The following is a 12584-nucleotide window of genomic DNA, read 5'->3' on the forward strand; positions in this document are numbered from 1 at the left end:
AAAGCACGGGCGAAAGTCCGTGCTTTTTTTGTGTCTGGGAAAAGACTGGAGTTTGACAATTTCTAAATTGCGGGTCATGAGTTCCAAGAAGAAAGACCCGAATGATAAAAGCTATGTCCGTGCCATGTTCGATGAAATTTCCGGACGGTACGACTTCCTGAATCATTCATTGAGCTGTTGTCAGGATATTCTCTGGCGAAGGGCCTGCTGTAAGGAACTGAGAAAGGTAAAGCCGGGAAAGCGCCTGCTGGACTTGTGTGGTGGCACTGGGGATTTTGCGGTGACCTACGAAAAGTTTAACGGGACTCAGGACTTGGCTATCCTTGGGGATTTTTCCTTCGGGATGTTGAAGGGGGCGGAAGGCAAGAAAACTTCTGCGGTCCCTGTCCAATTGGATGCCATGAAAATGCCGTTTCAGGATAAGACCTTCGATGTGATCCTGAATGGATTTGGCATGCGTAACGTGCCCAACGTGGAAGTCGCCCTGAAGGAATCCGCCCGAGTGCTGGATGAGGGGGGCTACCTGCAGATTCTGGAATTTTTTGCGCCCAGAAATATTTTCAACAAGTTTTTCTACAAGGTTCTCGCCCCGCTGTTTATTCCCATCATGGGAGCCTTCTTTAGCAAGAAGGATGCGTACGAGTATCTTGTAAATTCCGTGACGAACTTTTTGCCGGTAGCGGATTTTGTATCCCTTGCGGAAAAGAACGGCATGGATCTGGTTCATGTGAAGCCCTGCTTCTGGGGCGTTGCCTACAGAGTGCTGCTGAAGAAGCGCGCAGTATAGGAACGTAGTCGTGAGTCGTTTTATTCTTGGAATCACGGGAGCTAGCGGCGCCATTTATGTGGCCCGCACGGCTATGTACCTTAAACGCCTCGGACATTCGGTAACTGCCTTGGTCACGGCGCCGGGTCGTGAGGTGGTTGCATACGAAGGCCAGGACGCTTTGTACGATTACTGCGACGAGCTTCCCAATATTGACGACTTCTTCGCAGAATGCGCCAGTGGCAGTGCCGATTACGCAGGAATGGCTGTAGTGCCTTGCACTATGGGAACTCTCGGCCGTATGGCCGCAGGAACCGCAGACAACTTGTTGGTCCGTTCTGCAGATGTATGTCTCAAGGAAAGACGTCCCTTGGTTATTGTTCCCCGGGAAATGCCTTACAACTTGATCCACCTGGAAAATATGGAACGCCTGACTCGCGCGGGGGCCGTGATTATTCCGGCATCTCCTCAGTTCTATAGCCGACCTTCTTCTATTGAAGAACTTGCGGATACTGTGGTGGCTAAAGTTCTGAAGCATTTGGGCGTTGAAGGAAATATTGTAGAACCCTGGAAGGGCGAAAAATGCTGAAGAAGATTCTTGAATTTGGACATATGGTGCGTTTCAGCCACTCGCTGTTCGCCATGCCTTTTGCCTTGGGTTCCATGTGGGTTGCCGCCAACGGATTCCGCGGAATGTCCGCCGCAGAAATTGCCCGCATCGTGGTGCTGATTCTTTTGTGCATGGTGACCGCCCGTAACAGCGCCATGAGTTTTAATCGAATTGCCGATGCGGATATCGATGCGAAGAATCCCCGCACGGCTGGGCGCCACTTGCCTGCCGGCCGTTTGAGTCAGAAGTCTGTGATCGCATTCCTCGCGGTGAACGGAATCTTGTTTGTGGCTTGCGCATTCCTGCTGCAACCTCTTGCTGGTGCCTTGGCTCTGCCTGTGTGGCTTCTGCTTCTTTCCTATTCCTATTGGAAACGCTTTAGCTGGCTCTGCCATTGGTTCCTGGGCTTTGCCATCGGTATGAGCCCTCTTGGCGCCTGGATCGCCATTCGTGGCGAATTCGCTCTTTTCCCCATTTTCCTGTTGGTGATTCTGATGCTTTGGATGGGTGGCTTTGATATTATCTATGCTACCCAGGATGAAGAAATTGACCGCCAGCTGGGCTTGCATTCCGTGCCTGCTCGCTTTGGTCGCAAGCGCTCCTTGCAGATTGCCCTTTGGAGTCATGTCGCCATGCTGGCGCTGTGCGTGGCCTTTGGCTTTATTTGGAACATGGGCGTTGCCTGGTGGGCTGTTACGGCCTTGATGACGGCAGCGATCCTCTATATTCATTTGTTTAGAAAGTCCGATGACCTGGACGCCATGAATCGTGATTTCTTCCTAGCCAATGTTGCCGTGAGTGTCCTGGTGATGATTGGCCTTGTGGTCTGGATTATTATGGGAGGCGATGTCAATGCCCTTTACTAACGAAGACAAGATTAAGATGTTTGAACGTATGGGTGCCACGGGCGCTCTTATTGCCCTTGCCATTGTGCTGTTGATTGAAACAGGCAACGTGGGCGAGTACCAGGCTCTTGCCGATATGGGACTCACCGCCATGATCGTTGTGCTTGCAGTTTCCCTTGTGGGAAGCGTCTTCTATAAGTCTAAGAGAAAGTAGATGGAAGATGCGCGGCTGCCCGCGCGTCGGTTAGATTTCCAGGTCGGCGGAATAGACAGTTAAAGTTTCTCCGTCGTCGGTCTTGAACAAAAGACTTCCGTCAGGTTGCATGTCCAGAATGCAACCTGATTTTTTTGTGGCACCTTCACCGCTGTTGTGGTTTTCGTCTGTGCAATGATTGTTGACCACCACGGTTCCGCGGGCTCCAATGAACTTGTCCATCTTGCGCCAGGCTTGAACCCAGGGGGAAATGCCGAAAGCCTTGAATTGGCCCAGTGCTCGTTCCAGGGCGGCTACGAGAGCACGAAGCAAAATTTCGCGGTTGATGGTCTTGCCGGTAATTGCTTTTAGTGTAGTGACTGCACGGCCGAGGAATTCGTATTCTTCGGGTTCGCTGTTGACGTTAATTCCAACGCCCATATTTAATGCGGGTTTTGCGCCTGGCAGGAAAACTATTTCTGCAAGGATTCCACAGAACTTGTTTTTTTCAAACAAGATATCGTTGGGCCATTTTACAGTGACGGCCGCTCCCATGGCCAGGAACACTTCGGAAAAAGTCAGTGCTGCGATTTGCGTAATTTGTGCGAAACTTGCTGGCGGAATACCGTCCAGTGGAAGGAGCAAATTGAAGTAAAGGTTCTTGCCTGCAGGGGAGGCCCAGGTTCGTTCGTGACGACCGCGACCAGCGATCTGGCTGTTGGCTACAATGAGTGCTCCTGGTTGCACAAGTCCCGCTTTAGCTTGCTCTTTCGTCAAGCTGTGGGTGCTTTCGATGCTTTCAAAAATTTGTGCGGGTTGGTCGCAAAATCCGCAGACCTTCCAGTCAGAAAATTTCTTTTCAGGGGAGAACATTTGCTTCGCAGACGCTTACAGATTAGTCGTCTTTCTTTTCGTCTTCGAGCATCTTCAAGGCTTCTTCAGGGAAGATGGCGAAGTATTCGCGTTTGCGGTCTTCGAACAGTTGCAAGAGGCGTTCCTGCTCGAACTGTTCGCGGTCGATGTTCTGCATAAAGAATTCGTCGCGGGCGAAATCGCGGGTGGTCATCATTTTCTTGATGTCTTCGGAAAGGTCCACCTGGTCCCAGAGGATGTAGTAGGATCCGATTACGCCATCGGCAAAAATGTCCACGTTCAAGGTGACGGAATTGTTCTTGGTGGAATCAACCAGCTGCACCTTGGTATCGCGCTTTTCGGGGCGGAATACGTCCACGTCGTTAACGGGTTTGGACATGTCTTGAGCCCAACTGCAGACGGCAAAGCCCGCAGCCAGCATGAGTGGGATATGTCTATTCGTTAACACCATAGTCACAATATAGATTCAATTTCCAGAAAAGACCACTATTTGCAAAACATAGTGTTTTAAATTACGGGAATGTGCAAAAACGTTCTTCCGTAGCGCGGTATTACAAGGCTAACGGCATCCACGGCTTTACCACTTCAACAGAGGTCAGCTTATTCTGCCTTACGCGGCGGATGGCTGCTGCTGCAATCATGGCACCGTTGTCAGTGCTGAGGCTGCGGTCGGGAATGCAGAACTTGATGCCGTGCTTACCGCAATAATCCTGCAGACGAGTGCGGAGCCAAGCGTTGGCACTGACGCCGCCGCCAACCACAAGAGTCTTCATCTTGGTCTGCTTGAGGGCGGTAATGGTCTTTGTCACGAGGCTGTCCACGATGGCATCTTCAAGGGAGGCGCAGATGTCGCCCAGGTTTGCCTGGATGTATTCCGGATCGTGGGTTTCCGTGTAGCGGAGGACTGCAGTTTTCAAACCGCTAAAGGAAAATTCGCAGTTATCGTGGCTGCGCAATGCTCTAGGGAATTCGACGAACTTGCGGTTGCCATTGGCGCCGAGGCGGCTGATGGTGGCACCTGCAGGATACTTGAGGCCCAGAAGTTTTCCGCACTTGTCGAAGGCTTCGCCTGCGGCGTCGTCGCGGGTGCGGCCAATGCTTGTGTACTTGAAGCCGGGTTCTTCCAGAACCAGTTCCGTGTGTCCGCCGGAAACCGTCAGCGTCAGGAAGGGCGGTTCAATTTCTGGATTGCTGAGCCAGGCTGCTGCCAGATGGCCTTCCAGATGATTCATTCCGTAGGCCGGAATCTGCAAATCGCGGGCCAGGCCTTTTGCGAAGCTTGCACCGACAAGAAGAGGACCCATAAGGCCGGGACCTGCAGTGTAGGCGATGGCATCGATGTCTGTCATCTGGATGCCGGCTTCCTTGACGGCGGCTTCTGCAATGGGGGCGATCTTCTGCAAATGGGCGCGTGCGGCAATTTCGGGAACCACGCCACCATAAAGAGCGTGTTCATCAATCTGGCTGTAAAGCGGATTGGAAAGGACCTTTACGGGGTCGTCCTGCAAAACGGCGCAAGCGGTTTCGTCACAACTGGATTCAATGCCAAGCCAGATCATTTTGCTTTCTCCTCGGTTGCTGCGGGAACTGCGACTGCAGGCCGTTCTGCAGGCTTCGGCTGTTCAACGACCTTGGTCTGCAACTTGATTTTTTCAGGCTTGATTTGGATAGCCTTGATTGCCATGTCGCGATTGATTTCCGGAGGAAGAATCAACTTTGCGGTGGGGGGCAGGCTATCCACGTCTTCAATAGCGAAGCGGTTGTATTCCAGGACCAACAGAATATTGCCTGCGGCGATGGAGTCCAGAGCTTGCTTGCCACCAGTAATTTCAACAGAGACCGTATCCGGGTCCAGGTAGTACTTCGTCTTGTCGTAGAAACCGATGAGGTTTACGGGAATGTTGTTGTAAGTCTTTGTTTCCATTTTCTGGATGTTCACAGAGACCTGAATGGTGGAATCGCTGGGATTCACGAAAGCCGGGAGAACGGAGAAGTCCAGGGGTACGTTGAACTTCTGGGAACTAGTCAAGGAATCGAAGATGATAGAGTCTGTAGGAATATCGATGATGCGGGTCAGAGCGTTACGGGCGCCGGATACCTTGAGTTCTTCGGGAGTGATTTTTGGCTGGTCTGCAAGCAGGTAGCCCTGGGCTGCGTTAAACTGGATGTTCGGTTTGATAGGCACGTTTCTGTGGATTCGTGTATCCAGGTCCATGTCTACGAACAGCAGCTGGTTTTCGGGTTCGACGAAACGAATGTCGGGGAAATTGGGTGCCACAAAGTTCTTGCTATCAAGATGGATTCTTGTGCCGCCAAGTTCTGCCTTCTGGAGGTCTACAACCATGGAAATAACATTCTGCTTGTTCTTGTACTGATGCTGCAAGCGGATCAAGTCCCAGGAGCGGCCTTCGACCTTGATGGACAAGGTTTGAGGAGGCTTAGAGGCGATGGCCATGGATTCCGGCAGTTTAACAAATTGCAGGGGAGCTTCCAGGGAAAGCTGGAAGTCCTTCTGTGAAATCACCAAGAACCAAAGGGCAATGCCGAAGATCAGTGCTGTTATCTTTAATACGATATTTCCCATAGTCGACCCGTAAAGAACTATCTAAAATTTAGTTATATTCATCGTCGTGTTCGGACAACTTGGCTATTTAATATCAGAATCTTTCCGTGGAATGAAGCAACACCGCACGGTTATCTTGCCGTCGTTGGTCACTATTTTCCTTTGTTCACTGCTGTTGTCTGCATCCTTCGTTGTTTTTGGCGGCGTGACCAAGGTTCTGTCCGCTGAAAAAACTCTTTATACTGTTGAGGCTTTCTTACCTGAAGATGTGGGCGAAGATTCCATTGCTGTCATCCGCGACAGACTGGAACATTTCAAAAGGATCGACTCTGTTTCCTTTATCAGTGCCGATTCCGCCTTGGCTGATTTCCGTAACCATTTCTCCGAAGAGATGCTGGAACTGGTGGAAGGGAATCCTATTCCGCCGTTCTTCCGTGTGACCTTAAGTGAAGAAAACCAGGATCCTGCAGACCTTGCAGATGTAAGGAACGCTCTTTTGAACGAAGGCTTCTTTGATGAAGTGCAGGCTCCGGTAGAATGGGTCGAGAAAATCGCAGCTTGGAAATTCAAGATGGTTTTCTGGCCTATTTGCGTCAGTGTTCTTTTGCTGATTACCCTGTCCTTGATTATTTGCAACTCTGTTCGTCTTTCCTTGATGTCCCGAAAGCTCCTTGTAGAAAACATGAAGTATGCTGGCGGAAGCCATTTCTTTATCGAATTTCCGTTTGTGCTTCAAGGTGTAATCCAAGGTTTTGTGGGAAGTTCCCTTTCTGTGATATTGCTGCTTGCCATTATTAGGGCGGTGGCTGATGCGCTCCCCATTGTCGCTGCTAATCTTGGCGGTTTGGGATTGATTTTGGTGTCTGTCATTTTGCTTGTGACTGGACTTTCCGGATACTTTAGCTTCCGTACAGTACGAGGCTTTTTGACCATAAAGCGCAATGAACAGGAATAGTCATGCGTTTCTTGGTTCTTGTGATTACGTTGTTCTTGGGCCTTGGCCTTGCTGAGGCCGCACCCGCGAAACCTGCACAGAACAAATCGGCTCCTGCAAAATCAGCGCCGGCGAAAGCACCTGCAAAAACTCCGGCGAAGTCTGCTCCTTCCAAGGCTTCCGCCAAGTCGAATAATTCGAAGTCTGTCACCAAGAAAACCGACGCACAGATCAATGAGCAGAAGAATGCCTTGAAGAAACTGGAATCGGACTTGGCAAAAAAGCGCCAGGAATTGGCCATGCTGGAAACTGAGGAAAGAGGTGTGCTGAACACCATTTCCCTTTTGGACCAGAACTTGAATCAGACGAGAAACTACCTTAACGAACTTGCAAAAAATGAGAGCCTGCTGGAACGCACTCTCGTACAGCTTGCCGCAGATATTGATTCTCTGGACCGAAAGATTGGCGACCGTAAGGAAGTCATGAAGAAGAGAATCCGTACTTTGTATGTAAATGGCCGCAGCAGTGAAGCCAAGATTCTCTATAGCCTTTTGACCCAGGAAGGTAATCCGGAAAGACAGGTCTACTGGGTTCACCATATCCTATACCAGGACAGGGAAGAAATCGATTACCTGCAGAGTCTTGTGCAAGAACGCGATGAAAAGAAACAGCAGGAACAGAGCCACTTGTCCGACCTGAAGACCCTCCGTTCCAAGAAGGCCGTAGAAGAAAAGGGTCTTGTGTCCCAGATGTCTGGCCAGGAAAAAATGCTGAAGTCCCTGAAGCAGGACCAGAATATGCAGCGCCGTGCCTTGCAGGAATTTGAACAGAACCAGAAGACCATGCTCGCTCTTATCAAGAAGTTGGAAGAACGCCGCAAGAAGGAAATCGAGGAAGCCAAGAAGGCAGAAGCTGCCCGGAAGGCTCGAGAAAAGGCCGCCAAGGAAAAGGGCAAGAAGTTGCCGCCTCCGCCGCCGAAGGTTACCAAGCCCAAGGTCACCGTGGCAGAAAGCGTGAAGGGACCCAAGTGTACGCCTCTTGAAGGTGATATCATTAGCCAGTACGGCCTGCAGGAACATCCGGTTCTGCACATTATGACCCGTAACCTGGGCGTGGAAATCCGTGGTAAGCGTGGTGCGTCCGTTCGTGCTGCTGCTGCAGGTTCTGTGGTGATGGTTGGCGAAATCGATGGCCGAGGCCCCTCTGTCATTATTGAACATGCGGGCGGAACCTACTCTGTTTATGGCCATATGAAGTCTATTCGCGTCCAGGAAGGCAAAGAAGTACGAAATTGCGAAGAAATTGGCGAAGTAGGTGATGTGGCCTCCCTAAATGGAATTAAATTGTATTTCCAAGTTAGCGAAGGAACACAAACAATCGATCCGTTGCAATGGTTGAAAACAAAATGATCCAGTACACTTTAAATGGCCCGGTCTCTCAGGAACGCGCACGCATCCGACTTATGTCCGCATTGCGTGAAAATCGCTTTCCCCAGTCTATTCTGATCGACGGTCCTGCTGGTATCGGCAAGAAGGCTCTGGCTATGGAACTGGCCAAGGCCTTGATGTGTTCCAACCCCAACGCCCGCCCCTGCGGACATTGTTTTGGCTGCCGCATGGCAACCGACAGCGGTGTGACTGAAAACTGGGTGATTCCCCTGGATACGAAGGAAGCCCACGCCAAGAGCGCCGACGAAGTTTCTGCCGGCAGCACAGCAAAGACTGTTGAAGATTTCAAGAAGTCCTACATCGAGGAAATCCAGAAGAATCCCTACCGTGTGGACTTGTTCGGTACCAGCGCCTTTATTTCCGTGGACCTGATCCGTTCCATGACGGGCAGTTTCGCCATGAAGGGTGACCGCATCCGTGTGGTCATTATTGCCGAGGCCGACCGCATGAACGAAGCCGCTTCCAATGCCTTCCTGAAGACCTTGGAAGATGTTCCTCCCGACACCTACTTTATTTTGACAACTTCCTCCCGCGAAAAGATGCTGCAGACTATCCGTTCCAGATGTCTGGCCCTGCATCTGCTGCCCCTGACGGACGACGAAGTCCGCTCCGAGGCGCTGAAGGTGGGTGGCGAAGATTTTGATGAAGAAAGCCTGACGGACGATATTGTGGGCCTTGCGGTTGGCTCCCCGGGTAAGGCTTTCTACTATGCCCAGCATGGTTCCGAATGGTGCAAGCTGGCTGTTGAATTTGTGCGCAAGTCCCTGCAGCAGGATTACACGGATTTGTTCTTCAAGCTGAAGGACTCCTCCTTGGATGAAGCCTACGAGGCAAACCGATTCCTGGAAGTTCTTTCCTTCTTGATTGCGGATTTGCTGAGAGCGAAGGCTGGCGCTCCTTTGCGTTTGCCTGAAACCACCTTGAATGTGGGTCTGGAAAATTTCCCGAGGGTGGATGCCACGGCGCTTGAACTTGCTTTGGTTACTGTTCAGGAAACCATGTCCCGCATTGATTCTCGCCGCGTGACTGCAACCATGTGTCTCCAGAATCTGGCACTGAAACTTTTTGAAGGCTACAAGTAATGGATCTTTGTTCTACAGACGAACATTTGGCTTCAGCGCTTGCTCACGGCCTGCGAATTCCCCACCTGGTGGCCCGTTTCCTGGTCTCCAGAGGAATCCGTACGCAGTCCGAGGCGCACCATATGCTCTGTGGAAGTGTTGATGATATCCATGACCCGTTCCTGATGCTTGGAATGGAAGATGCCGTCCGCTGGTTCCTGGACGTTCGTGACAAGGGCGAAAAGGTTTTCATTTTCGGTGACTACGACTTGGACGGCATGACGGCCGTGACCCTTATGACCAAGGCCTGCGAAGATCTTGGTATTCCTTCGGACTGGCGCTTGCCTAACCGCTTTGGTGATGGTTACGGGTTGTCCATGTCTGCGGTGGATGAACTGCATCAGGCTGGAGCCCGCTATGTTGTTACGGTGGACACTGGCATTACCGCTAACGCCGAAATTGCCCACGCCAAGGAACTTGGCATGGCGGTTATGGTTATCGACCATCACCAGCCTTCTGGCGAAGGCTTGCCTTGCTGCGACGTTCTGCTGGATCCGCACCAGGAAGGAGATTCTTATCCCAATTCCGAATTGTGTGGTGTAGGCGTTTCCTACAAGTTCCTATGCGCTCTTTATTCCCGACTTGGAATGGCTGCACCGGAAAAGTTCCTGGACCTTGTGGCCTTGGGCACTTTGGCTGACCTTGTGCAGATGACTCCGGAGAACAGAGCCTTCACAAAGATTGGCTTGCGCGCCCTGCAGCATAGTTGCTGGCCTGGCTTGCAGGAAATGTATTCTGCCTTGATGAAGCCTCACAGCACTGTGGGCGGCATCGATGTGATGTACAAGATCGCCCCGTTGCTCAATGCTCCCGGCCGTATGGAAAGTCCGGACCCGGCATTGAAACTTTTGTTGAGCCCCAACCGTGCCCAGGCAAATGCTCTGCTTGCAGAACTTAAGGACTGGAATGCCCGTCGTAAGCAGAAGGAAGCTGAAATTACAGACATGGCCATGGAACAGGTGAAACTTGTCTATGGTGAAAATATTCCGAAGGTCATTGTGGTGGCCGGCGAGAAGTGGCATGTGGGTGTCATTGGTATTGTGGCTGCTAAGCTTGCCCAGGAATATCATCGTCCTGCTGCAGTGCTTTCTGTTTGTGATGGCATGGCTCACGCCAGTGCCCGTGCTGTGCCTGGTTTTAACTGGCACAAGGCTCTGTTCGAATCAAGAGATTTATTCGACCGTTGGGGAGGCCATGCAAACGCCGCAGGCTTCTCCCTCGCCGCCGATAAGGTTGATGAGCTTCGCAATCGCCTGGAGGAATCCGCAATTTGTCAGGGCTACACCGGCGAAGAAGAAATTGTTACGGAACAGTATCCCTTCGACATTCAGGTTGCCTTGCATGAACTGGTTGTCGAATCCGATCAGTACATGCCTGTTGGAAACCGCGCTTCGGGCGCGCCTGCGCCTCAGTTGATTTCTGTATTGGATTTCTTTGACCAGCTGGAACCCTTTGGCGGCAACTTCCCGTATCCTACGTTCCGCGCAGAAAACATCCGTGTACATCGCCTAAGAGAAATTCGCGGTGGCCACTTGCAGATGGATATTTCACAGGCTGGTAGCCGAGTGTTCCCGGCGATCGCTTTTGGCCTCCGTAAGAGCAAGGCCTTGCTTGGTAAGTCTAAATCTGTGTCGGTTGTTTTTGAACCCACCTGGAATTATTTCAACGACAAGAAATCCCTGCAACTTTGCATCAAGGCTATTGAGTAGTTTCTATGATTCTGCGAAATTTTCCGTTGCTTTTGTTGGCGCTGATGTTTATCGCGTTGGGCTCCGTGATTTTTATGAAGGCTCCGGAACGCCCTTTGACGTTGTTGGTTGCGGAAGAAAAGCCCGAACCTGAACAGACTGTGAAATCCTTTACAGGGCGCATGGTCATGCCGTCTGTCGACGACATCTATGTCCTTGATAATTCTGCCGGACGAGACTTGCTTCAGTTTGAACGTTTTCTGCAGGGCCGTGCCGCAGGGCTGCACTGGGTTGCCTCAGACCATTTCAGAAACGAAAAGGCCGCAGCAAAGCACCATAAGAATGTCCAGGTGAAAGATGTCTACATGGGGCTAAAGCTTACCGTAGATTCCTTGGGAACAATGACCCCTAGCATTTTATTCTGCAACAGTACCGACCAGGATTTTACCAAGCTTGTGCTTCAGCACATTGGCGCCTATTGGAAATATCCGCGAGGTGTTAGTGGAAAGTTCGAAGTTTGGGTGCCCGTAGTCTGGCGAGCAAACTGGAAATAAAAAAAGAACCCGGGAGTTTGAACTCTCGGGCTTAATTTTTTGCGAGGCGTCTCTGATGCGCGGCTAATTTTACTTAGCCTTCAGAATAGCCAGCAACTGTTCGGAACGCTTTTCGATAAGGATGAAGGCTTCGAACATACGGGCTTCGCGCCACTTGATCAAATACTTGGCACGCCATTCGTCTGCAACTTCTTCGGCTTCTTCGTGCTTTTCTTCGTTGCGGTACCAGACTTCCTTCTTGATTTCGCGGATCATGTCGCCCATTTCTGCGGCCGGCTGCAGGGAGCCCTTGCAGAGGAGCAGTGCGCGGAGATTGTCCAGGAGGATTTCGTCGGTAGGTTCGTCGGCGTCGTCGCGGGCGCAATCCCAGATTTCGCCACGGTGACGTTCGGTCCAGCCCATGAGGTGCTTTTCTGTCTTCTGCAGTTCGCCCTTGGCCAACTTTTCTTCGACGGCTTCGCGGGGGTAATAGATGCTGTTAGGATAGAAATCAATCATAGTGACCTCGAAAAGTTTTGCTCAATTAATGCCCGGGGCGGGACTTGAACCCGCACGAGGTTGCCCCCAAGGGATTTTAAGTCCCCAGTGTCTACCATTCCACCACCTGGGCAGGTGTTGAGCGTGGTACAAATATACAAAAAAAAGAAGCCTTTGTGGGACTTCCTTTTTTAGGGAGATCCCGGATCAAGTCCGGGATGACAATTGCAATTACTGGCGCTCTGCGAGCGCAGTAGTCTTCGGCTCAGTCATGACCGAACAAGTTCGGTCGCGACATTCGCCTTGGGACTACTTGACGATCAACATAGAATCGTCCCAAGCCTCATGCTTTTCGAAGCCCAGGAGGTTAGCGGTGGTAGCCGCCAAGTTGGACAGACCCCAGTCGCCTTCCTTGAGACCAAGCTTGCCGCCAGTAACGTTATCGTACAGGATGCACGGAACCTTGTTCAAGGTGTGGCTGGTCTTAGCCTTGAAGGAACCATCCTTGTTCA

At 51.3% G+C, this 12584-nt stretch carries 15 protein-coding genes and 1 tRNA gene; 9 read left to right on the plus strand and 7 right to left on the minus strand.

The genetic code is table 11. From position 1 onward, the window contains the following. Positions 1 to 76: 76 nt before the first annotated feature. Genes MJZ25_01065 through MJZ25_01080 form a run of 4 tightly spaced genes read left to right on the plus strand, consistent with a single transcriptional unit; the run spans position 77 to position 2435 of the window. On the plus strand, positions 77 to 787 hold the full coding sequence (locus MJZ25_01065) for a ubiquinone/menaquinone biosynthesis methyltransferase (GenBank protein MCQ2122754.1): 711 nt from the start codon (positions 77 to 79) through the stop codon (positions 785 to 787). 10 nt (positions 788 to 797) lie between these two features. Then, entirely contained in the window at positions 798 to 1355 is a 558-nt protein-coding gene (locus MJZ25_01070; GenBank protein MCQ2122755.1) for a UbiX family flavin prenyltransferase, read from the plus strand. Next, the gene (gene ubiA / locus MJZ25_01075; protein MCQ2122756.1) at positions 1349 to 2242 is read left to right on the plus strand and encodes a putative 4-hydroxybenzoate polyprenyltransferase; all 894 of its coding nucleotides are present in this window, start codon (positions 1349 to 1351) and stop codon (positions 2240 to 2242) included. The genes MJZ25_01070 and ubiA overlap by 7 nt, the downstream gene beginning before the upstream one ends. Continuing rightward, positions 2229 to 2435 (plus strand): hypothetical protein, encoded by a 207-nt coding sequence (locus MJZ25_01080; GenBank protein MCQ2122757.1) that lies wholly within the window; start codon positions 2229 to 2231, stop codon positions 2433 to 2435. The genes ubiA and MJZ25_01080 overlap by 14 nt, the downstream gene beginning before the upstream one ends. Positions 2436 to 2465: 30 nt before the next feature. On the opposite strand, the gene MJZ25_01085 is transcribed toward MJZ25_01080, so the two are convergent. From MJZ25_01085 to MJZ25_01100, 4 genes are all read right to left on the minus strand, one after another. Next, positions 2466 to 3287 carry a biotin--[acetyl-CoA-carboxylase] ligase gene (locus MJZ25_01085; GenBank protein ID MCQ2122758.1) on the minus strand — a complete coding sequence of 274 codons (822 nt, stop codon included), beginning with the start codon at positions 3285 to 3287 and terminating at the stop codon, positions 2466 to 2468. A gap of 22 nt (positions 3288 to 3309) precedes the next feature. Beyond that, positions 3310 to 3738 carry a hypothetical protein gene (locus MJZ25_01090; GenBank protein MCQ2122759.1) on the minus strand — a complete coding sequence of 143 codons (429 nt, stop codon included), beginning with the start codon at positions 3736 to 3738 and terminating at the stop codon, positions 3310 to 3312. A gap of 100 nt (positions 3739 to 3838) precedes the next feature. Beyond that, positions 3839 to 4846: a tRNA (adenosine(37)-N6)-threonylcarbamoyltransferase complex transferase subunit TsaD gene (gene tsaD, locus MJZ25_01095; protein ID MCQ2122760.1), complete on the minus strand. Its 1008-nt coding sequence runs from the start codon at positions 4844 to 4846 to the stop codon at positions 3839 to 3841. Beyond that, positions 4843 to 5871: a hypothetical protein gene (locus MJZ25_01100; GenBank protein ID MCQ2122761.1), complete on the minus strand. Its 1029-nt coding sequence runs from the start codon at positions 5869 to 5871 to the stop codon at positions 4843 to 4845. The genes tsaD and MJZ25_01100 overlap by 4 nt, the downstream gene beginning before the upstream one ends. A 46-nt stretch (positions 5872 to 5917) precedes the next feature. On the opposite strand from MJZ25_01100, the gene MJZ25_01105 reads away from it, so the two are divergent. Genes MJZ25_01105 through MJZ25_01125 form a run of 5 tightly spaced genes read left to right on the plus strand, consistent with a single transcriptional unit; the run spans position 5918 to position 11595 of the window. Next, a complete protein-coding gene (locus MJZ25_01105) occupies positions 5918 to 6805 on the plus strand; it encodes a permease-like cell division protein FtsX (protein ID MCQ2122762.1) in 888 nt (295 codons plus the stop codon). Between the two features lie 2 nt (positions 6806 to 6807). Further along, positions 6808 to 8193: a peptidoglycan DD-metalloendopeptidase family protein gene (locus MJZ25_01110; GenBank protein ID MCQ2122763.1), complete on the plus strand. Its 1386-nt coding sequence runs from the start codon at positions 6808 to 6810 to the stop codon at positions 8191 to 8193. Next, positions 8175 to 9314, plus strand: a complete 1140-nt coding sequence (locus tag MJZ25_01115; GenBank protein ID MCQ2122764.1) for an AAA family ATPase — start codon at positions 8175 to 8177, stop codon at positions 9312 to 9314. The genes MJZ25_01110 and MJZ25_01115 overlap by 19 nt, the downstream gene beginning before the upstream one ends. Next, complete coding sequence (recJ, locus tag MJZ25_01120) at positions 9314 to 11062, plus strand: single-stranded-DNA-specific exonuclease RecJ (protein ID MCQ2122765.1); 1749 nt, start codon at positions 9314 to 9316, stop codon at positions 11060 to 11062. Before MJZ25_01115 ends, recJ begins: the two co-directional genes overlap by 1 nt. Before the next feature lie 5 nt (positions 11063 to 11067). Further along, a complete protein-coding gene (locus MJZ25_01125) occupies positions 11068 to 11595 on the plus strand; it encodes a hypothetical protein (protein ID MCQ2122766.1) in 528 nt (175 codons plus the stop codon). A 69-nt stretch (positions 11596 to 11664) separates the two neighbouring features. On the opposite strand, the gene MJZ25_01130 is transcribed toward MJZ25_01125, so the two are convergent. The 3 genes from MJZ25_01130 to MJZ25_01140 form a co-directional block, all read right to left on the minus strand. Beyond that, positions 11665 to 12093 (minus strand): hypothetical protein, encoded by a 429-nt coding sequence (locus MJZ25_01130; GenBank protein ID MCQ2122767.1) that lies wholly within the window; start codon positions 12091 to 12093, stop codon positions 11665 to 11667. Between the two features lie 29 nt (positions 12094 to 12122). Then, a tRNA-Leu gene (locus MJZ25_01135) sits at positions 12123 to 12205 on the minus strand. 176 nt (positions 12206 to 12381) lie between these two features. Beyond that, a partial coding sequence (locus tag MJZ25_01140; protein ID MCQ2122768.1) for a 2,3-bisphosphoglycerate-independent phosphoglycerate mutase occupies positions 12382 to 12584 on the minus strand: 203 nt, incomplete at its 5' end.

Source organism: Fibrobacter sp., assembly GCA_024399065.1.
In the GTDB taxonomy this organism is placed as follows: domain Bacteria; phylum Fibrobacterota; class Fibrobacteria; order Fibrobacterales; family Fibrobacteraceae; genus Fibrobacter.

Coding starts and splice junctions, on each gene's coding strand:
- MJZ25_01080 (MCQ2122757.1), top strand. CDS start 2,229: ATGCCCTTTACTAACGAAGACAAGATTAAGATGTTTGAACGTATGGGT.
- MJZ25_01130 (MCQ2122767.1), bottom strand. CDS start 12,093: ATGATTGATTTCTATCCTAACAGCATCTATTACCCCCGCGAAGCCGTC.
- MJZ25_01110 (MCQ2122763.1), top strand. CDS start 6,808: ATGCGTTTCTTGGTTCTTGTGATTACGTTGTTCTTGGGCCTTGGCCTT.
- MJZ25_01085 (MCQ2122758.1), bottom strand. CDS start 3,287: ATGTTCTCCCCTGAAAAGAAATTTTCTGACTGGAAGGTCTGCGGATTT.
- ubiA (MCQ2122756.1), top strand. CDS start 1,349: ATGCTGAAGAAGATTCTTGAATTTGGACATATGGTGCGTTTCAGCCAC.
- recJ (MCQ2122765.1), top strand. CDS start 9,314: ATGGATCTTTGTTCTACAGACGAACATTTGGCTTCAGCGCTTGCTCAC.
- MJZ25_01065 (MCQ2122754.1), top strand. CDS start 77: ATGAGTTCCAAGAAGAAAGACCCGAATGATAAAAGCTATGTCCGTGCC.
- MJZ25_01090 (MCQ2122759.1), bottom strand. CDS start 3,738: ATGGTGTTAACGAATAGACATATCCCACTCATGCTGGCTGCGGGCTTT.
- tsaD (MCQ2122760.1), bottom strand. CDS start 4,846: ATGATCTGGCTTGGCATTGAATCCAGTTGTGACGAAACCGCTTGCGCC.
- MJZ25_01115 (MCQ2122764.1), top strand. CDS start 8,175: ATGGTTGAAAACAAAATGATCCAGTACACTTTAAATGGCCCGGTCTCT.
- MJZ25_01125 (MCQ2122766.1), top strand. CDS start 11,068: ATGATTCTGCGAAATTTTCCGTTGCTTTTGTTGGCGCTGATGTTTATC.
- MJZ25_01100 (MCQ2122761.1), bottom strand. CDS start 5,871: ATGGGAAATATCGTATTAAAGATAACAGCACTGATCTTCGGCATTGCC.